This window comes from Solimonas marina (assembly GCF_012241385.1).
In the GTDB taxonomy this organism is placed as follows: Bacteria; Pseudomonadota; Gammaproteobacteria; order Nevskiales; family Nevskiaceae; genus Solimonas; species Solimonas marina.
Genome location: NZ_JAAVXB010000005.1, coordinates 25592 through 43037 on the forward strand (window position 1 = coordinate 25592; position 17446 = coordinate 43037).

The 17446-nt window shown below is 63.0% G+C and carries 24 protein-coding genes; all 24 read left to right on the plus strand.

Going from position 1 to position 17446, the window contains the following annotated elements:
* Positions 1-8 precede the first annotated feature (8 nt).
* Positions 9-4283, plus strand: coding sequence for a DNA-directed RNA polymerase subunit beta' (rpoC, locus tag G7Y82_RS10415; RefSeq protein ID WP_240954234.1), 4275 nt, complete (start codon positions 9-11; stop codon positions 4281-4283).
* A 213-nt stretch (positions 4284-4496) separates the two neighbouring features.
* Positions 4497-4898: a 30S ribosomal protein S12 gene (gene rpsL, locus G7Y82_RS10420; RefSeq protein WP_168147999.1), complete on the plus strand. Its 402-nt coding sequence runs from the start codon at positions 4497-4499 to the stop codon at positions 4896-4898.
* Between the two features lie 71 nt (positions 4899-4969).
* Positions 4970-5443 (plus strand): 30S ribosomal protein S7, encoded by a 474-nt coding sequence (gene rpsG, locus G7Y82_RS10425; protein ID WP_168148000.1) that lies wholly within the window; start codon positions 4970-4972, stop codon positions 5441-5443.
* 75 nt (positions 5444-5518) lie between these two features.
* Positions 5519-7612, plus strand: a complete 2094-nt coding sequence (gene fusA / locus G7Y82_RS10430) for an elongation factor G (RefSeq protein ID WP_168148001.1) — start codon at positions 5519-5521, stop codon at positions 7610-7612.
* Positions 7613-7669: 57 nt separating this feature from the next.
* Positions 7670-8863 (plus strand): elongation factor Tu, encoded by a 1194-nt coding sequence (gene tuf, locus G7Y82_RS10435; RefSeq protein WP_168147991.1) that lies wholly within the window; start codon positions 7670-7672, stop codon positions 8861-8863.
* A gap of 86 nt (positions 8864-8949) precedes the next feature.
* Positions 8950-9267, plus strand: a complete 318-nt coding sequence (gene rpsJ, locus G7Y82_RS10440; protein WP_168148002.1) for a 30S ribosomal protein S10 — start codon at positions 8950-8952, stop codon at positions 9265-9267.
* A 13-nt stretch (positions 9268-9280) separates the two neighbouring features.
* Positions 9281-9919, plus strand: coding sequence for a 50S ribosomal protein L3 (rplC, locus tag G7Y82_RS10445; RefSeq protein WP_168148003.1), 639 nt, complete (start codon positions 9281-9283; stop codon positions 9917-9919).
* 22 nt (positions 9920-9941) lie between these two features.
* The gene (gene rplD, locus G7Y82_RS10450; RefSeq protein ID WP_168148004.1) at positions 9942-10544 is read left to right on the plus strand and encodes a 50S ribosomal protein L4; all 603 of its coding nucleotides are present in this window, start codon (positions 9942-9944) and stop codon (positions 10542-10544) included.
* A complete protein-coding gene (rplW, locus tag G7Y82_RS10455) occupies positions 10541-10843 on the plus strand; it encodes a 50S ribosomal protein L23 (RefSeq protein WP_168148005.1) in 303 nt (100 codons plus the stop codon). The genes rplD and rplW overlap by 4 nt, the downstream gene beginning before the upstream one ends.
* 13 nt (positions 10844-10856) lie before the next feature.
* On the plus strand, positions 10857-11690 hold the full coding sequence (rplB, locus tag G7Y82_RS10460; RefSeq protein ID WP_168148006.1) for a 50S ribosomal protein L2: 834 nt from the start codon (positions 10857-10859) through the stop codon (positions 11688-11690).
* 12 nt (positions 11691-11702) lie between these two features.
* Positions 11703-11975: a 30S ribosomal protein S19 gene (gene rpsS / locus G7Y82_RS10465; RefSeq protein WP_168148007.1), complete on the plus strand. Its 273-nt coding sequence runs from the start codon at positions 11703-11705 to the stop codon at positions 11973-11975.
* A gap of 5 nt (positions 11976-11980) precedes the next feature.
* The gene (rplV, locus tag G7Y82_RS10470) at positions 11981-12316 is read left to right on the plus strand and encodes a 50S ribosomal protein L22 (RefSeq protein ID WP_168148008.1); all 336 of its coding nucleotides are present in this window, start codon (positions 11981-11983) and stop codon (positions 12314-12316) included.
* A gap of 30 nt (positions 12317-12346) precedes the next feature.
* Complete coding sequence (gene rpsC, locus G7Y82_RS10475) at positions 12347-13033, plus strand: 30S ribosomal protein S3 (protein ID WP_168148009.1); 687 nt, start codon at positions 12347-12349, stop codon at positions 13031-13033.
* 18 nt (positions 13034-13051) lie between these two features.
* Positions 13052-13465: a 50S ribosomal protein L16 gene (gene rplP, locus G7Y82_RS10480; protein WP_168148010.1), complete on the plus strand. Its 414-nt coding sequence runs from the start codon at positions 13052-13054 to the stop codon at positions 13463-13465.
* Positions 13465-13668, plus strand: coding sequence for a 50S ribosomal protein L29 (rpmC, locus tag G7Y82_RS10485; RefSeq protein ID WP_168148011.1), 204 nt, complete (start codon positions 13465-13467; stop codon positions 13666-13668). Before rplP ends, rpmC begins: the two co-directional genes overlap by 1 nt.
* On the plus strand, positions 13665-13940 hold the full coding sequence (rpsQ, locus tag G7Y82_RS10490; RefSeq protein WP_168148012.1) for a 30S ribosomal protein S17: 276 nt from the start codon (positions 13665-13667) through the stop codon (positions 13938-13940). Before rpmC ends, rpsQ begins: the two co-directional genes overlap by 4 nt.
* A 15-nt stretch (positions 13941-13955) precedes the next feature.
* Complete coding sequence (gene rplN / locus G7Y82_RS10495; RefSeq protein WP_168148013.1) at positions 13956-14321, plus strand: 50S ribosomal protein L14; 366 nt, start codon at positions 13956-13958, stop codon at positions 14319-14321.
* Positions 14322-14334: 13 nt separating this feature from the next.
* A complete protein-coding gene (gene rplX / locus G7Y82_RS10500; RefSeq protein WP_206370562.1) occupies positions 14335-14658 on the plus strand; it encodes a 50S ribosomal protein L24 in 324 nt (107 codons plus the stop codon).
* Positions 14659-14669: 11 nt separating this feature from the next.
* A complete protein-coding gene (rplE, locus tag G7Y82_RS10505; RefSeq protein ID WP_168148014.1) occupies positions 14670-15206 on the plus strand; it encodes a 50S ribosomal protein L5 in 537 nt (178 codons plus the stop codon).
* A 13-nt stretch (positions 15207-15219) separates the two neighbouring features.
* Complete coding sequence (gene rpsN / locus G7Y82_RS10510) at positions 15220-15525, plus strand: 30S ribosomal protein S14 (protein WP_168148015.1); 306 nt, start codon at positions 15220-15222, stop codon at positions 15523-15525.
* A gap of 12 nt (positions 15526-15537) precedes the next feature.
* Positions 15538-15933, plus strand: coding sequence for a 30S ribosomal protein S8 (gene rpsH / locus G7Y82_RS10515; protein WP_168148016.1), 396 nt, complete (start codon positions 15538-15540; stop codon positions 15931-15933).
* A 10-nt stretch (positions 15934-15943) separates the two neighbouring features.
* Complete coding sequence (rplF, locus tag G7Y82_RS10520; protein ID WP_168148017.1) at positions 15944-16474, plus strand: 50S ribosomal protein L6; 531 nt, start codon at positions 15944-15946, stop codon at positions 16472-16474.
* 99 nt (positions 16475-16573) lie between these two features.
* Complete coding sequence (gene rplR, locus G7Y82_RS10525; protein ID WP_168148287.1) at positions 16574-16930, plus strand: 50S ribosomal protein L18; 357 nt, start codon at positions 16574-16576, stop codon at positions 16928-16930.
* 3 nt (positions 16931-16933) lie between these two features.
* On the plus strand, positions 16934-17446 hold the full coding sequence (rpsE, locus tag G7Y82_RS10530; protein WP_168148018.1) for a 30S ribosomal protein S5: 513 nt from the start codon (positions 16934-16936) through the stop codon (positions 17444-17446).

Sequence of the window (17446 nt, forward strand, 5' to 3'; positions counted from 1 at the left end):
AGTTAATGATGAAAGATTTGTTCAACCTGATCCGCAACCCGGAAGAAGCGGAAGACTTCGACGCCATCAAGATCGGCCTCTCGTCGCCGGAGACGGTGCGCTCGTGGTCGTACGGTGAAGTCAAGAAGCCGGAAACGATCAACTACCGCACGTTCAAGCCGGAGCGTGATGGCCTGTTCTGCGCGAAGATCTTCGGGCCGATCAAGGACTACGAGTGCCTGTGCGGCAAGTACAAGCGCCTCAAGCACCGCGGCGTGGTCTGCGAGAAGTGCGGCGTTGAAGTCACGGTCGCCAAGGTCCGCCGCGAGCGCATGGGTCATATCGACCTGGCGTCGCCGGTCGCGCACATCTGGTTCCTGAAGTCGCTGCCGAGCCGTATCGGCCTGCTGCTCGACATGCCGCTGCGCGCCATCGAGCGCGTGCTGTATTTCGAAGCCCACATCGTCGTCGACCCCGGCCTGACGCCCCTCGAGCGTGGCCAGCTGCTGACCGAAGAGGACTACCTGAACTCGGTCGAGCAGTACGGTGACGACTTCGACGCCCGCATGGGTGCCGAAGCCGTGCGCGATCTGCTGCGTGGCATTGACCTGCAGACCGAAGCGGCGAAGCTGCGCGAAGAGCTGAACACCACGACTTCGGAAACGAAGATCAAGAAGTTCGCCAAGCGCCTCAAGCTGATCGAGTACTTCATCCAGTCCAACAACAAGCCGGAATGGATGATCCTCACGGTGCTGCCGGTGCTGCCGCCGGATCTGCGCCCGCTGGTGCCGCTCGACGGCGGCCGCTTCGCGACCTCGGATCTCAACGATCTGTACCGCCGCGTCATCAACCGCAACAACCGTCTGAAGCGCCTACTCGAACTGTCGGCGCCGGACATCATCGTGCGCAACGAAAAGCGCATGCTGCAGGAATCGGTTGACGCGCTGATCGACAACGGCCGTCGCGGCCGTGCGATCACCGGCACCAACAAGCGCCCGCTCAAGTCGCTGGCCGACATGATCAAGGGCAAGCAGGGCCGCTTCCGTCAGAACCTGCTCGGCAAGCGCGTCGACTACTCGGGCCGTTCGGTCATCGTGGTCGGTCCGACGCTGAAGCTGCACCAGTGCGGCCTGCCGAAGAAGATGGCGCTCGAGCTGTTCAAGCCGTTCGTGTTCTCGCGTCTGCAGCGCCTCGGCATCGCCACCACCATCAAGGCGGCGAAGAAGATGGTCGAGCGCGAGGAGTCGCAGGTCTGGGACGCGCTCGAAGAGTGCATCAAGGAGCATCCGGTGCTGCTCAACCGCGCACCGACGCTGCATCGCCTCGGCATTCAGGCCTTCGAGCCGCTGCTGATCGAAGGCAAGGCCATCAACCTGCATCCGCTGGTCTGCACCGCGTTCAACGCCGACTTCGACGGTGACCAGATGGCCGTGCACGTGCCGCTGTCGCTCGAAGCGCAGCTCGAAGCGCGCGTGCTGATGATGTCGACCAACAACATCCTGTCGCCGGCGTCGGGTGATCCGATCATCGTGCCGTCGCAGGACGTCGTGCTCGGCCTGTACTGGATGAGCCGCGAACGCGTCGGCGCCAAGGGCGAGGGCATGGTGTTCTCGGACGTGGCCGAAGTGCATCGCGCCTACGAGAACGGCATCGTCGATCTGCAGGCCAAGATCAAGGTCCGTCTGCGCGACTACCACGAAGCCGGCGGCGAAGGCTTCATTCACGTCATCGACACGACCACCGGCCGTGCGCTGCTGTCGGAAGTGATTCCGGACGGCGTGCCGTTCGCGGTCGTCAACAAGACGCTGACCAAGAAGGAAATCAGCCGCGTCATCAACTACGTGTACCGCCGCTGCGGCACGAAGGACACGGTGATCTTCGCCGATCAGATGATGTACACGGGCTTCCGTATGTCGACCAAGGCCGGCATCTCGTTCTGCCTCGACGACATCATGATCCCGGCCGAGAAGGCGACGATCCTGGAGCAGGCCGAGGCCAAGGTGAAGGAGGTCGACACCGAGTACAACCAGGGTCTGACCACCGGCGGTGAGCGCAAGAACCGCGTCATCGACATCTGGTCTCGCGCCAACGACGACATCTCGCGCGCGATGATGGCGCAGATCGGTTCGGAAACGGCGATCGGTGCCGACGGCAAGGAAGTGAAGCAGCCGTCGTTCAACTCGGTGTTCATGATGGCCGACTCGGGCGCCCGTGGTAGCCAGGCGCAGATTCGCCAGCTGGCCGGCATGCGCGGCCTGATGGCCAAGCCGGACGGCTCGATCATCGAAACGCCGATCACCGCGAATTTCCGCGAAGGTCTGAACGTCAACCAGTACTTCATCTCGACGCACGGTGCCCGTAAGGGGCTGGCCGATACGGCGCTGAAGACGGCGAACTCGGGTTACCTGACCCGCCGTCTGGTCGACGTCGCGCAGGACATGGTCGTCACCGGCGAAGACTGCGGCACCGAGAACGGTCTGCAGATGATGCCGATCGTCGAAGGCGGCGACGTGCTCGAAGCACTGCGCGACCGCGTCCTCGGCCGTGTCACGCTGCGCGACGCGCACAAGCCGGGCACCGACGAAGTCGTGATCCCGGCCGGTACGATGATCGACGAAAAGTGGGCCGACGTCCTCGAGAAGAACTCGATCGACGAAATCTGGGTCCGCTCGCCGATCACCTGCGAACTGCCGTTCGGCGTTTGCGGCAAGTGCTACGGACGTGACCTGGCGCGCGGCCATCTCGTCAACATCGGCGAAGCGGTCGGCGTCATCGCCGCGCAGTCGATCGGCGAGCCGGGCACGCAGCTGACCATGCGTACCTTCCACGTCGGTGGTGCGGCGTCGCGTGCGGCGTCGGCCGACGGCGTCGACTCGCGTGCGGCCGGTACGGCGCGCGTGCACAACCTGAAGACGGTCACCAACAAGGAAGGCCTGCTGGTGGCGGTGTCGCGTTCGGGCGAAATCGGCGTCATCGACGCCAACGGCCGCGAGCGCGAGCGTTACAAGATTCCGTACGGCGCGACGATCCTGGTTCGCGACGGTGACGAGATCAAGGCCGGCACGCGTCTGGCCAAGTGGGATCCGCATACCCACCCGATCATCACCGAGCTGACCGGCTTCGTGAAGCTGCACGACTTCCAGGAAGGCCTCACGGTCACCCGCGAGACCGACCCGCTGACCGGCGTGTCGACCCGCGTCGTGACCGACGCCAAGGCGCGCGGCTCGGCCGGTAAGGACCTCAAGCCGACCATCGTGCTGGTCGACGCCAAGGGCAAGCAGCTGACGTTCCCGGGCACCGACATTCCGGCCGCCTACACGCTGCCGCCGAAGGCCATCGTCGTCGTCGAAGACGGTGACGAGGTCAGCGTCGGTGCAACGGTCGCCCGTCTGCCGCAGGAAGCGTCGAAGTCGCGCGACATCACGGGCGGTCTGCCGCGCGTCGCCGACCTCTTCGAAGCCCGCAAGCCGAAGGAGCCGGCGGTGCTCGCCGAGACCAGCGGTACGGTCAAGTTCGGCCCCGGTACCAAGGGCAAGCAGCGCATCAAGATCGTCCGTACCGACGGCACCGAAGCTGAAATCCTGGTGCCGAAGTGGGTCGAAATCCGCGTGTTTGAAGGTGAATCGGTCGAGCAGGGCGAAATCATCTCCGACGGCGAGCCGAGCCCGCACGACATCCTGCGTCTGCAGGGCGTCACGGCGCTGGCCAACTATCTCGTCAAGGAGATCCAGGACGTCTACCGCCTGCAGGGCGTGAAGATCAACGACAAGCACATCGAAACGATCGTTCGTCAGATGCTGCGCAAGGTCGAGATCGCCGAGCCGGGTGACTCCAAGTTCCTGCAGGGCGAGCAGATCGAGATCTTCCAGGTGCTGGCCGAGAACAAGCGGCTCGAGTCCAAGGGCGAGCGTGGCGCGCGCTTCGAGCGTCAGCTGCTCGGCATCACCAAGGCCTCGCTGTCGACCGAGTCGTTCATTTCGGCGGCGTCGTTCCAGGAAACGACGCGCGTGCTGACCGAAGCCTCGGTGCGCGGTTCGCGCGACGAACTGCGTGGCCTCAAGGAAAACGTCATCGTCGGTCGTCTGATCCCGGCCGGTACGGGCCTTGCCTACCACGAACAGCGCCGCAAGGCGCGTGGCGGCAGCCTGCTGGCCGAACTGCAGGCCTCGGCGCTGACGTCGACCGGCAGCTTCGACGCCACCAGTGGCGACCGCCTGTCGTCGTCGCGTCCGGCGGCGCCGGTCACCGCCGAAGACGGCGAGACCGAGTCCAGCGCCGACAACGACGAGGGCGGTGAAGAGTAAGACGCCTGCGTAGCAGGATCGGGGCCCCGGCCGCGTGCCGGGGCCCTTTTTTGTCGAAGCGGGGCGCCACGGGTGCCGCCCCGGAGCGGGAAACGGACTTGACACAAGATTGTCGTTGACTCCGAGGCCGCTCACCTTTATGATTCGCGCCCTTTCCCGACGGCCGCCCAAGGGGTGGTCCGTCTTTTCTTTGTCAAGCTGGGAAGTTCCATCGTGCCAACAGTCAACCAGTTAGTGCGCAGCGGCCGCTACGTCGAAGCCACCAAGAGCAAGGTGCCTGCGCTCACCGGTTCGCCGCAAAAGCGTGGCGTCTGCACCCGCGTCTACACGACGACGCCGAAGAAGCCGAACTCGGCCCTGCGTAAGGTGTGCAAAGTGCGCCTGACCAACGGTTTCGAAGTCATCTCCTACATCGGTGGCGAAGGCCACAACCTGCAGGAGCATTCGGTCGTCATGATTCGTGGCGGTCGTGTCAAGGATCTTCCCGGCGTGCGCTATCACACGGTTCGCGGTGCGCTCGACTGCGCTGGCATCGACAAGCGTCGCCAGGGCCGTTCGAAGTATGGCGCCAAGCGTCCCAAGGCTGGCGGCGCCACCGCTGCCAAGAAGAAGTAAGGCCGGGCCTCGAAAGGCCCGAGTAAGGCGCGAAATCACTCGCGCCTGAAGACCACTGAAGGATTCAAGTCATGTCCCGTCGTCGCAAGCCGGAAATCCGCAAGGTTCTCCCTGATCCGAAGTTCAAGAGCGAACTCGTCTCGAAGTTCGTCAACATGGTGATGGAAGACGGCAAGAAGTCCGTCGCCGAAAAGATCGTCTACGGCGCCCTCGATCAGATCGTTGCCAAGAAGAGCGTCGAGGCCCCGGCCGAGTTCCTGCAGGCCGCCTTCGACAACGTCGCGCCGACGGTCGAGGTCAAGAGCCGCCGCGTCGGTGGTGCCACCTACCAGGTGCCGGTCGAAGTTCGCGCCAGCCGTCGTACCACGCTGGCCATGCGCTGGGTCATCGCTGCGGCGATCGCGCGTGGCGAGCAGGGTATGGAAAATCGCCTGGCCGGCGAGCTGATCGATGCGTCCGAACATCGCGGCGCCGCCGTCAAGAAGCGCGAAGACACGCACAAGATGGCCGAAGCCAACAAGGCTTTCGCCCATTTCCGCTGGTAAGTAAGACCTCTTCCCCATTGCACAGCGGGCTCCCGGCCTCATATCGGGAGCCCGCTTAGTTAGAACGAGTTCAACATGTCCCGCACGACGCCCATCGAGCGTTACCGCAACATCGGCATCTCTGCTCATATCGACGCAGGCAAGACCACCACGACCGAGCGTGTCCTGTTCTACACGGGCATCAACCACAAGCTCGGCGAAGTCCACGACGGCGCGGCCACGATGGACTGGATGGAGCAGGAGCAGGAGCGCGGCATCACCATTACGTCGGCGGCGACGACGACGTTCTGGACGGGCATGGGCAACCAGTTCGAGCAGCACCGCATCAACATCATCGACACCCCGGGACACGTCGACTTCACGATCGAAGTCGAGCGTTCGATGCGCGTGCTCGATGGCGCGTGCATGCTGTACTGCGCTGTGGGCGGCGTGCAGCCGCAGTCGGAAACGGTGTGGCGTCAGGCCACCAAGTACGGCGTGCCGCGTCTGGCGTTCGTCAACAAGATGGACCGCACCGGCGCTGACTTCTTCAAAGTCATCAAGCAGATGAAGGAGAAGCTCAAGGCCAATCCGGTGCCGATCGTCATCCCCATCGGTGCCGAAGACAAGTTCCAGGGCGTCGTCGACCTCGTCAAGATGAAAGCGATCGTCTGGGACGAAGCGTCGCAGGGCATGAAGTTCGAGTACGCCGATATTCCGGCTGAACTCGTTGGCGCCGCGAAGGAGTGGCGTGAAAAGCTGCTCGAAACCGCCGCCGAAGCCAGCGAAGACCTGATGAACAAGTATCTCGAAGAGGGCGACCTCTCCGAGGAAGAGATCAAGAAGGCACTGCGCCAGCGCACGATCGCGCTCGAAGTCGTGCCGATGCTGTGCGGCTCGGCGTTCAAGAACAAGGGCGTGCAGGCCATGCTCGATGCCGTCATCGAGTACCTGCCGTCGCCGACCGAAGTGCCGGCGATCAAGGGCGAAGATGCCGAGACCGGCGCGCCGGTCGAGCGTCACGCCGACGACAGCGAGCCGTTCTCGGCGCTCGGCTTCAAGATCATGACCGACCCGTTCGTCGGCCAGTTGACCTTCATCCGCGTCTATTCGGGCGTGCTGAAGAAGGGTGACAGCGTCTACAACTCGCGCAGCGGCAAGTCCGAGCGCATCGGCCGTCTGGTGCAGATGCACGCCAACAACCGCGAGGAAGTTGACGAAGTGCGCGCCGGCGATATCGCCGCCTGCGTGGGCCTCAAGGAGGTCTACACGGGTACGACGCTGGCTGCGCAGGACAAGCCGGTCATCCTCGAGCGCATGGAATTCCCGGAGCCGGTCATCAGCCAGGCTGTCGAGCCGAAGACCAAGAGCGACCAGGAAAAGATGGGCATCGCGCTGAACAAGCTTGCCCAGGAAGATCCGTCGTTCCGCGTCAAGACCGACGAGGAAACCGGCCAGACCATCATTTCGGGCATGGGCGAGCTCCATCTCGAAATTCTCGTCGACCGCATGAAGCGCGAGTTCAAGGTCGAGGCCAACATCGGCGCGCCGCAGGTGGCCTACCGCGAAACGATCCGCAAGACCGTCGAGCAGGAAGGCAAGTACGCCAAGCAGTCGGGCGGTAAGGGCCAGTACGGTCACGTGTGGCTTCGTATCGAGCCGCAGGAGCCGGGTGCGGGCTACGAGTTCGTCAATGCGATCGTCGGCGGCGTGATTCCGAAGGAATTCATTCCCGGCGTCGACAAGGGCCTGCGCGATGCGATCAAGAGCGGTGTCATGGCTGGCTATCCGGTCGTCGACATCAAGATCACGCTGTTCGACGGTTCGTACCATGACGTCGACTCCAGCGAAATCGCGTTCCGCGTCGCTTCGTCGATGGCCTTCAAGGACGGCTGCGCCAAGGCCAGCCCGGTCATCCTCGAGCCGATCATGGCGGTCGAGGTCGAGACGCCGGAAGACTACATGGGTGATGTCATGGGCGACCTCAACCGTCGTCGCGGCATGATCCTCGGCATGGACGACAACTATGGCGCCAAGGTCATTCGCGCCGAAGTGCCGCTGTCGGAAATGTTCGGCTACTCCACGTCGCTGCGCTCGCAGAGCCAGGGCCGTGCGACGTACAGCATGGAATTCAAGAAGTACCAGGAAGCGCCGGCCAATGTCACGGCTACGCTGACCAAGAAGGATTAATCATCAACGCGGCGCCTCCGGCGTCTCTGATCTGCAGATTGGTAGAGGAATACGATCATGGCAAAGGGTAAGTTTGAACGCACGAAGCCGCACGTGAACGTGGGCACGATTGGCCACGTTGACCACGGCAAGACGACGACGACGGCTGCGCTGACGAAGGTGTCGTCGGACAAGTATGGCTCGACGTACGTTCCTTACGACCAGGTTGCGAAGGCGTCTGAATCGCAGGGGCGTCGCGACGCGACGAAGATTCTGACGATCGCGACGTCGCACGTTGAGTACGAAACGGACAACCGCCACTACGCGCACGTTGACTGCCCGGGACACGCGGACTTCGTGAAGAACATGATCACGGGTGCGGCGCAGATGGACGGCGCGATCCTGGTGGTGTCGGCGGTTGACGGCCCGATGCCGCAGACGCGCGAACACGTTCTGCTGGCCAAGCAGGTCAACGTTCCGAAGATCGTGGTGTGGCTGAACAAGTGCGACCTGGTGGAAGACGAAGAGCTTCTGGACCTGGTCGAGATGGAAGTTCGTGACCTGCTGAGCAAGTACGACTTCGACGGCGACAACACGCCGGTCATCCGCGGCTCGGCGACCAAGGCGATTGCCGGTGAAGCCGAGTGGGTTGGCAAGCTCGAAGAGCTGTACAACGCGATCGACACCTGGATTCCGGAACCGCCGCGCGAGACGGACAAGCCGTTCCTGCTGCCGATCGAAGACGTGTTCTCGATCTCGGGCCGCGGCACGGTGGTGACGGGCCGTATCGAGCGTGGCGTGATCAAGGTCGGTGAAGAAGTCGAGATCGTGGGTATCCGCGACACGGCGAAGACGATCGTCACGGGCGTTGAAATGTTCCGCAAGCTGCTGGACCAGGGGCAGGCGGGCGACAACGTCGGTCTGCTGCTGCGCGGCACGAAGAAGGAAGACGTGGAGCGCGGCCAGGTGCTGTGCAAGCCGGGCACGATCAAGCCGCACTCGAAGTTTGAGGGCGAGGTGTACGTGCTGACGAAGGACGAAGGCGGCCGTCACACGCCGTTCTTCAAGGGCTATCGCCCGCAGTTCTACTTCCGCACGACGGACGTGACCGGTTCGATCCAGTTCAACCAGGAAATGGTGATGCCGGGCGACAACGTTCAGATGACGGTTGAGCTGATCAACCCGATCGCGATGGAAGACGGCGTTCGTTTTGCCATTCGCGAAGGCGGCCGCACCGTCGGCGCCGGCGTCGTCACCAAGATCCTCGAGTAATTCTCGAAACCGCTTTACTTTTGTCGGGGGCGCGAATAAAATTCGCGCCCCTTTTGTTCCTCGCTCTTTAAACCGGAAACCACAGCATGGCCGCGACCAGCCAATCTATTCGCATCCGGCTCAAGGCTTTTGACCATCGTCTGATCGACAAGTCAGCGAAGGAAATCGTCGAGACCGCGAAGCGCACCGGTGCCGTCGTGCGCGGGCCGATTCCTCTGCCCACGCGTAAGGAACGTTTCACCGTTCTCGCATCGCCGCACGTCGACAAGGACGCGCGTGACCAGTACGAAATCCGCACGCACAAGCGGCTCATGCAGATCGTCGATCCGACGGAAAAGACCGTCGACGCGCTCTCCAAGCTCGATCTGCCTGCGGGCGTCGAAGTTCAGATCTCGCTGAGCTAAGGAGACCACGGACATGACGATTGCAATTGTGGGCCGCAAGGCCGGCATGACGCGCATCTTCACGGATGCCGGCGTGTCGATTCCGGTGACCGTTATCGAGTGCACGCCGAACCGCGTCGCTCAGGTGAAGACGGTCGAGACCGATGGCTACCGCGCCGTGCAGGTGGCGGTTGGCGAACAGAAGCCGGGCCGCGTCAACAAGGCGCTGACCGGGCATTACAAGAAGGCTGGCGTTGCTGCCGGCCGCGGTCTCTGGGAAATCCGTCTCGCCGAAGGCGAGGGTGCGGACCTGGAAGCCGGCTCCGAGCTGAAGGTCGAACTGTTCGACGGCGTCAAGGCCGTGGACGTGACCGGCGTCTCGAAGGGCAAGGGTTTCGCCGGCGTGCAGAAGCGCTGGAATTTCGGTGGCGGCCGCGCCACCCACGGTAACTCGCTGTCGCATCGCGCCCCGGGCTCCATCGGTCAGCGCCAGGCGCCGGGCCGTGTGTTCAAGGGTAAGAAGATGGCGGGCCATATGGGTTCGGATCGCGTTACGACGCTGAATCTCGACCTGGTCCGCGTTGATGTGGAGCGCAACCTTCTGTTGGTGAAGGGTGCGGTGCCGGGTGCCACGAATGGTGATGTCATCGTGCGCCCCACGGTGAAGGCATAACGTTCACTGGGGAAAAACGGCTATGGATATTCAAGTACATAACAGCACGACCAAACTAAACGTTTCGGATGCCATCTTCGGCGCCGACTACAACGAGCCGCTGATCCACCAGGTGGTCAGCGCGTATCTCGCTGGCGGCCGCTCGGGCACCAAGGCGCAGCTCGCCAAGGGCGAAGTCCGTGGCGGTGGCAAGAAGCCGTGGAAGCAGAAGGGCACCGGCCGTGCCCGCTCCGGCTCGATTCGCTCGCCGCTGTGGCGTGGCGGCGGCACGACGTTTGCCGCGACCCCGCGCGACCACTCGCAGAAGGTCAACCGCAAGATGTACCGCGGCGCCCTGCGTTCGATCGTCGCCGAGCTGGTTCGCCAGAACCATCTGATCATTGCTGAATCGTTCAGCGTCGCCGCCGCCAAGACCAAAGGTCTGGTCGAGCAGCTGGCGCCGATCGGCTCGGATGTGCTCATCGTCACCGGCGAGCTCGATCAGAACCTGTTCCTTTCGGCGCGCAATCTGCCGCACGTGGCGGTCTGCGACGTCGAAGCCCTCAACCCGGTCTCGCTGCTGCGCCACGAAAAGGTGCTGATGACGGCGGATGCGGTCAAGAAGCTGGAGGCGTGGCTGCAATGAACGTCGATCGTCTGCATCAGATCATCATCGCGCCGGTCGTCTCGGAAAAGAGCACGCGCGTGGCCGAAAAGGCCAACCAGGCGGTCTTCAAGGTCGCCCGCGATGCCGAAAAGCCCGAGATCAAGGAAGCGGTGGAAAAGCTGTTCAACGTCAAGGTTGACGGCGTCCGCACGCTCAACGTGAAGGGCAAGAACAAGCGTTTCGGCCGGTTCTCGGGCAAGCGCTCGGACTGGAAGAAAGCGTACGTCACGCTTGCGCAGGGCCAGGAAATCGATTTCCTGAGCGGCGCCGGCGCATAACGAGGACACGACGATGCCATTGGTCCAACTCAAGCCGACGTCGCCCGGTACGCGCCACCAGGTCAAGGTGGTCACCCCGGGTCTGTGGAAGGGCGAGGCGCATGCGCCGCTGCTCGAAAAGCAGAAGAAGTCGGGCGGCCGCAACAACAACGGCCACATCACGACGCGCCACAAGGGCGGCGGTCACAAGCAGCACTACCGCAAGATCGATTTCAAGCGCAACAAGGATGGCGTCGTCGCCACCGTCGAGCGCGTCGAATACGATCCGAACCGTAGCGCGCACATCGCGCTGCTGTGCTACGCCGACGGCGAGCGCCGCTACATCATCGCGCCGCGCGGCGTGCAGGCTGGCGACAAGCTGCAGTCCGGCAAGGACGCGCCGATCAAGGCCGGCAACGCGCTGCCGCTGCGCAACATCCCGATCGGTTCGACGATTCATTGCGTGGAAATGCGTCCGGGCAAGGGTGCGCAGATCGCGCGCTCGGCCGGCGCTGCGATCCAGCTGGTCGCCCGTGACGGCGCCTACGCGACGATCCGCCTGCGTTCGGGCGAAATGCGCAAGGTTCTCGACGAGTGCCGCGCCACGGTTGGCGAAGTTGGCAACAACGAGCACAACCTGCGTCAGTACGGCAAGGCCGGCGCCAAGCGCCACCTGGGCGTGCGTCCGACGGTCCGTGGTGTCGTGATGAACCCGGTCGACCATCCGCACGGCGGTGGTGAAGGCCGCAGCGGCCAAGGCAACCCGCACCCGGTCACGCCTTGGGGTCAGCAGACCAAGGGCCTCCGCACCCGTAACAACAAGCGCACGCAGAAGTTCATCGTGCGTAGCCGCCATTCGAAGAAGTAAGCAGGTACTGTCATGCCTCGTTCCGTCAAGAAGGGCCCGTTCGTTGACCATCACCTCGCCAAGAAGGTCGAGTCGATGGTGGGCCAGCGCGTGAAGAAGCCGATCAAGACCTGGTCGCGTCGCTCGATGATCACCCCGGATTTCGTCGGTCTGACGTTCCAGGTGCACAACGGCAAGCAGCACCTGCCGGTCTTCATCACCGACAACATGGTCGGTCATAAGCTCGGCGAGTTTGCGCCGACCCGCACGTTCAAGGGGCACGGCGACAAAGCCGTGAAGAAGTGAGCGCCATGCAGACGCAAGCCATCCTCAAGTTCGTTCGCCTGTCGCCGAAGAAGGCGCGGGCGGTTGCTGATCTCGTCCGCGGCAAGCCGGTGGACGAGGCGCGCAACATCCTCAAGTACTCCACGCGCAAGCCGGCCCGCATCCTGTTCAAGGTGCTCGAGTCCGCGATCGCCAACGCCGAAAACAACCACGGCGCTGACGTCGACGAACTGCGCGTCAAGGAGATCTACATCGATCAGGGCCCGGTCCTGAAGCGCATCATGCCGCGTGCCAAGGGCCGTGCCGATCGCATCGTCAAGCCGACCAGCCACATCACGATCAAGGTCTCGGACGGCCAGTAAGGCCGCCACGCTCCGGAACAGAGAATACGCATGGGTCATAAAGTCAATCCGAACGGCTTCCGCCTTGGCATCACGACGTCGTGGACGTCGAACTGGTATGCCGAGCGCAAGGCGTATGGCGAAAACCTGATTAAGGACATGCAGGTCCGCAACTTCCTGCGCAAGAAGCTCGCGCAGGCGTCGGTGTCCCGCATCCAGATCGACCGTCCGTCGAAGTCGGCGCGCGTGACGATTCACACTGCCCGTCCGGGCATCGTGATCGGCAAGAAGGGCGAGGACATCGAGAAGCTGAAGCAGGAGGTTGCCAAGCGGATGGGCCTGAAGGCCGATTCCGTGCACATCTCGGTCGAGGAAATCCGCAAGCCGGAACTCGACGCGCAGCTCGTCGCCGACAGCATCGCGCAGCAGCTCGAGCGCCGCATCATGTTCCGCCGCGCGATGAAGCGCTCGGTGCAGAACGCGATGCGCCTCGGTGCCGGCGGCATCAAGATTCAGGTCAGCGGCCGACTGAACGGCGCCGAAATCGCCCGTACCGAATGGTACCGCGAAGGCCGCGTGCCGCTTCACACGCTGCGTGCCAATGTCGATTACGCCGTCGGTGAGGCGCGTACCACGTACGGCATCATCGGCGTCAAGGTCTGGGTGTTCACCGGCGAAGTGTTCGACGCCGAGCGCCGCCAGGAAAAGAACGAAACCACCGAGGCCCGCGCGGCCTAAGGTCGGGAGATAACTGCCATGATGCAGCCCAAGCGAACCAAGTTCCGCAAGCAGCGCAAGGGTTCCAACACCGGTATGGCCTTGGTGGGTAACAAGGTCAGCTTCGGTGAGTGGGGTCTGAAGACGGTCGAACCCGGCCGTATCACCGCGCGCCAGATCGAAGCGGCCCGCCGAGTCATCACGCGCTACATCAAGCGCGGCGGCAAGGTGTGGATCCGCATGTTCCCGGACACCCCGGTGACCAAGAAGCCTCTGGAAGTCCGCATGGGCTCCGGTAAGGGCAACGTCGAGTACTGGGTGGCCAAGGTGCAGCCCGGCAAGGTGCTCTACGAAATGGAAGGCGTAGACGAAAAGACTGCGCGCGAGGCATTCCGTCTCGCGTCTGCGAAGCTGCCGGTCAAGACCAGCTTCGTCAACCGGACGATCATGTAATGAAGACCTCCGAATATGTGAAGGGCCTGCGCGGCAAGGACGCGAAGGCGCTCGAAGAAGAGCTCGCCGCGCTGCGTCGCGAGCAGTTCAATCTGCGCATGCAGTCGGCTGCCGGTCAGGAGACCAAGCCGCACCTGGTGCGCGAAGCGCGCAAGAACATTGCGCGAGTGAAGACGATTGCGCAGCAGGTGAAGGCGTCATGAGCGAACAGACTGAAAAGAAGACCAGCGGCCACCGCGTTGTCGGCCGCGTCGTCAGCGACAAGGGCGAAAAGACGATCACGGTGCTGATCGAGCGCGTTGAGCGTCATCCGCTCTACGGCAAGACCATGCGTCGCTCGACCAAGCTGCGCGCGCACGACGAAAACAACCAGGCGAAGGAAGGTGACACGGTGGCGATCGTCGAATCGCGCCCGCTGTCGGCGACCAAGCGTTTCCGTCTGGTCGAAATCCTCAAGACCGGCAGCGCCGTCTGATCGGAGAGCGAGACCATGATTCAACAGGAAAGCTTTCTGACCGTCGCTGACAACAGCGGCGCCCGTGAGGTCCAGGTGATCCAGGTCAAGGGTTCGACCTATCGCCGTTACGCGGCCGTCGGCGACCTGATCAAGGTCACCGTCAAGGACGCGATTCCGCGCGGCAAGGTCAAGAAGGGCGAGGTTCACGACGCCGTCGTGGTCCGTACGCGCTTCCCGATCAAGCGCGCTGACGGCTCGGTGATCCGTTTCGACTCGAACGCCGCCGTGCTGTTGACGAACAAGCTGGAGCCGCTGGGCACCCGTATCTTTGGACCGGTGACGCGCGAACTGCGCGACCGTTTCATGAAGATCGTGTCGCTGGCGCCCGAAGTGATCTGAAGGTAGAGCGATCATGAGCAAGATCAAGAAGGGCGACGAAGTCGTCGTCATCACCGGCAAGGACAAGGGGCGTCGCGGCAAGGTCGCGCAGGTCCTGGCGACCGGCAAGGTCGTCGTCGAGGGTGTGAACGTCGCGAAGAAGCATCAGCGCGGCAACCCGAATGCCGGCGTCGCGGGCGGTATCGTCGAGAAGGAAATGCCGATCGACGTGTCGAACGTGGCCATCTGGAACGCCAAGACGGGCAAGGCCGACCGCGTCGGTTTCCGTATCGAAGGCGAAGGCGAATCGCGCCGCAAGGTGCGCGTATTCAAGTCCAACAGCGAGCTGGTGGGCTGAGGTCAAACGTCATGGCGAATCTGCAGACTGTATACCGCGAAAAGCTGGCGCCGGAGCTCAAGAGCTCGCTCGGTGTCGGTGCGATGGAAGTGCCGCGCATTTCGAAGATCACCCTGAACATGGGTGTCGGCGAAGCCACGGCCGACCGCAAGGTCCTCGAGAAGGCGGTTGAGGAAATGACCGCGATTGCCGGCCAGAAGCCGGTGATCACCAAGACCCGCAAGGCGATTGCGGCGTTCAAGGTCCGTGAGAACTATCCGGTCGGCGTCAAGGTGACGCTGCGCCGCGAAAAGATGTACGAGTTCCTCGAGCGCCTGATCGCTGTCGCGCTGCCGCGTATCCGCGACTTCCGCGGCGTTTCGGCGAAGGGCTTCGACGGCTCGGGTAACTTCAACTTCGGCGTGACCGAACAAATCATCTTTCCGGAAATCGAGTACGAAAAGGTTGATGCGGTCCGCGGCATGAACATCACCATCACGACGACGGCGAAGAACGACGAGCAGGGCAAGGCATTGCTCGAAGCGTTCAACTTCCCGTTCCGTAAGTAAGGCAGGCGAAACCATGGCCAAGACCAACATGATTCAGCGCGAGAACAAGCGCGTCGCGCTTGCCGAGCGCTACGCGAAGAAGCGCGCCGAGCTGAAGAAGACGATCTCGAGCACGACCGCCTCCGACGAAGAGAAGGATCAGGCTGTCGTCGCGCTGCAGAAGCTGCCGCGCGACTCGAGCAAGACGCGCCAGCGCGCGCGTTGCAAGCTGACCGGCCGCTCGCGCGGCGTCTACAAGAAGTTCGGCCTTGCGCGCAACAAGCTGCGCGAAGCCGCCAACCGCGGCGAAGTGCCGGGCCTCAAGAAGGCGAGCTGGTAAGAGGAATTCGATATGAGCATGACCGATCCTATCGCCGACTTTCTGACCCGCATTCGCAATGCGCAGGCCGCCCGCAAGAAGCAGGTGAGCTCGCCGTCGTCGAAGGTCAAGGAAGCGATCGCCGCCGTCCTCAAGGACGAAGGCTATATCTTTGACTTCAACGTGACCGTCGACGGCCCGAAGAAGACCATCACGCTGGCCCTGAAGTATTTCGAGGGCAAGCCGGTGATCGAGCGCATCGAGCGCGTGTCGAAGCCGGCGCTGCGCGTCTACAAGGGCAAGGACGAGCTGCCGAAGGTTCTCGGCGGTCTCGGCGTCGCCATCGTTTCCACGCCCAAGGGCGTGGTGAGCGACCGCGCTGCACGCGCCGCCGGTATGGGCGGCGAAGTGCTCTGCTACGTCGCCTAAGGAGCTATCCATGTCCCGCGTTGCCAAGATGCCGGTGAAGCTGCCGGCCGGTGTTCAGGTCAGCACGACCGATGGCCAGCTGACGGTCAAGAGCGCCAAGACCAGCCTGACGATCAATGTGCCGAAGAAGGTGCAGATCGATGTGAACGGTGATGTCGTTACCGTTGCCGCTGCTTCGGTCGCCGCCGACAACATGCAGGCCGGTACGTTCCGCGCACTGCTGAACAACGCCGTGGTCGGCGTGTCGAAGGGCTACGAGAAGAAGCTGCAGCTGGTCGGCGTCGGCTACCGTGCCGCCACCGCCGGCAAGAAGCTGAATCTGTCGCTGGGCTTCTCGCACCCCATTGAATATCCGATTCCGGAAGGCATTACGGTGGAAACGCCGTCGCAGACCGAGATCATCGTCAAGGGCGCCGACAAGAAGATGGTCGGTCAGGTCGCCTCGGACATTCGTAGTTTCCGTCCGCCCGAGCCGTACAAGGGCAAGGGCGTGCGTTACTCCACCGAGAAGGTGGAACTCAAGGAAGCGAAGAAGAAATAACGTGCTCGCGTGGTCGGCCCTCCTTCGGGCTGCACTGCGCAGATGGGCCGGATTGCTTCTCGCAAACATTTTGGTATCAACCAAAAAGTTGGAAGAAAGATGAAGGACAAGAAACAGACTCGCCTGCGCCGTGCTCGCCGTACGCGCTCTCATATCCGCGAACTCGGCATGCATCGTCTTGCCGTGCATCGCACGCCGAAACACATCTACGCGCAGATCATCGCGCCGGACGCGTCGGTGACCATCGTCAGCGCTTCGACGGTCGAGAAGGCCGTGCTCGAGGGCGTCGAAGGAACCGGCAACGTCGAGGCGGCCAAGAAGGTCGGTGCGACGATCGCCGCTCGTGCGAAGGAAAAGGGTATCTCGAAGGTCGCGTTCGACCGCGCGGGCTTTCAATTTCATGGCCGCATCAAGGCCCTGGCCGACGCCGCGCGTGAAGCCGGCCTGGAGTTCTAAGCAATGGCGACGCAAGCAAACTACGACAGCCAGCAGGGCAGCGAATTCAAGGAAAAGCTGATCGCCGTCAACCGTGTTTCGAAGACGGTGAAGGGCGGTAAGCAGTTCGCGTTCACCGCGCTGACGGTGGTCGGTGACGGCGCCGGTCGCGTCGGCTTCGGCTATGGCAAGGCGCGCGAAGTGCCGCAGGCCATCAGCAAGGCGATGGACCAGGCGCGCAAGAACATGAAGTCGGTCGCGCTCAAGGGCCAGACCGTGCAGCACGAGATCTGGGGCATTCACGGCGCGGCGAAGGTCTTCGTCCGTCCGGCCTCGGAAGGTACCGGCGTGATCGCCGGCGGTGCGATGCGCGCGGTGTTCGAAGTCGCCGGCGTGCAGGATGTGCTCGCCAAGGCGCTGGGTTCGCGCAACCCGATCAACCTGGTGCGTGCGACGATGAACGCGCTGACCGAAATGAATGTTCCGTCTGAGATGGCTGCCAAGCGCGGCAAGACGGTCGAAGAAATCCTGAGCTAA

What these genes read in the sequence shown, in the direction of transcription:
- rplR (WP_168148287.1), top strand. Translation starts at nt 16,574, where the DNA reads ATGAAGGACAAGAAACAGACTCGCCTGCGCCGTGCTCGCCGTACGCGC.
- rpsE (WP_168148018.1), top strand. Translation starts at nt 16,934, where the DNA reads ATGGCGACGCAAGCAAACTACGACAGCCAGCAGGGCAGCGAATTCAAG.
- rplC (WP_168148003.1), top strand. Translation starts at nt 9,281, where the DNA reads ATGACGATTGCAATTGTGGGCCGCAAGGCCGGCATGACGCGCATCTTC.
- rplP (WP_168148010.1), top strand. Translation starts at nt 13,052, where the DNA reads ATGATGCAGCCCAAGCGAACCAAGTTCCGCAAGCAGCGCAAGGGTTCC.
- rpsJ (WP_168148002.1), top strand. Translation starts at nt 8,950, where the DNA reads ATGGCCGCGACCAGCCAATCTATTCGCATCCGGCTCAAGGCTTTTGAC.
- rpsS (WP_168148007.1), top strand. Translation starts at nt 11,703, where the DNA reads ATGCCTCGTTCCGTCAAGAAGGGCCCGTTCGTTGACCATCACCTCGCC.
- rplW (WP_168148005.1), top strand. Translation starts at nt 10,541, where the DNA reads ATGAACGTCGATCGTCTGCATCAGATCATCATCGCGCCGGTCGTCTCG.
- tuf (WP_168147991.1), top strand. Translation starts at nt 7,670, where the DNA reads ATGGCAAAGGGTAAGTTTGAACGCACGAAGCCGCACGTGAACGTGGGC.
- rpmC (WP_168148011.1), top strand. Translation starts at nt 13,465, where the DNA reads ATGAAGACCTCCGAATATGTGAAGGGCCTGCGCGGCAAGGACGCGAAG.
- fusA (WP_168148001.1), top strand. Translation starts at nt 5,519, where the DNA reads ATGTCCCGCACGACGCCCATCGAGCGTTACCGCAACATCGGCATCTCT.
- rplN (WP_168148013.1), top strand. Translation starts at nt 13,956, where the DNA reads ATGATTCAACAGGAAAGCTTTCTGACCGTCGCTGACAACAGCGGCGCC.
- rplX (WP_206370562.1), top strand. Translation starts at nt 14,335, where the DNA reads ATGAGCAAGATCAAGAAGGGCGACGAAGTCGTCGTCATCACCGGCAAG.
- rpsH (WP_168148016.1), top strand. Translation starts at nt 15,538, where the DNA reads ATGAGCATGACCGATCCTATCGCCGACTTTCTGACCCGCATTCGCAAT.
- rpsN (WP_168148015.1), top strand. Translation starts at nt 15,220, where the DNA reads ATGGCCAAGACCAACATGATTCAGCGCGAGAACAAGCGCGTCGCGCTT.
- rpsG (WP_168148000.1), top strand. Translation starts at nt 4,970, where the DNA reads ATGTCCCGTCGTCGCAAGCCGGAAATCCGCAAGGTTCTCCCTGATCCG.
- rplF (WP_168148017.1), top strand. Translation starts at nt 15,944, where the DNA reads ATGTCCCGCGTTGCCAAGATGCCGGTGAAGCTGCCGGCCGGTGTTCAG.
- rplD (WP_168148004.1), top strand. Translation starts at nt 9,942, where the DNA reads ATGGATATTCAAGTACATAACAGCACGACCAAACTAAACGTTTCGGAT.
- rpsC (WP_168148009.1), top strand. Translation starts at nt 12,347, where the DNA reads ATGGGTCATAAAGTCAATCCGAACGGCTTCCGCCTTGGCATCACGACG.
- rpsQ (WP_168148012.1), top strand. Translation starts at nt 13,665, where the DNA reads ATGAGCGAACAGACTGAAAAGAAGACCAGCGGCCACCGCGTTGTCGGC.
- rplE (WP_168148014.1), top strand. Translation starts at nt 14,670, where the DNA reads ATGGCGAATCTGCAGACTGTATACCGCGAAAAGCTGGCGCCGGAGCTC.
- rpoC (WP_240954234.1), top strand. Translation starts at nt 9, where the DNA reads ATGAAAGATTTGTTCAACCTGATCCGCAACCCGGAAGAAGCGGAAGAC.
- rplV (WP_168148008.1), top strand. Translation starts at nt 11,981, where the DNA reads ATGCAGACGCAAGCCATCCTCAAGTTCGTTCGCCTGTCGCCGAAGAAG.
- rplB (WP_168148006.1), top strand. Translation starts at nt 10,857, where the DNA reads ATGCCATTGGTCCAACTCAAGCCGACGTCGCCCGGTACGCGCCACCAG.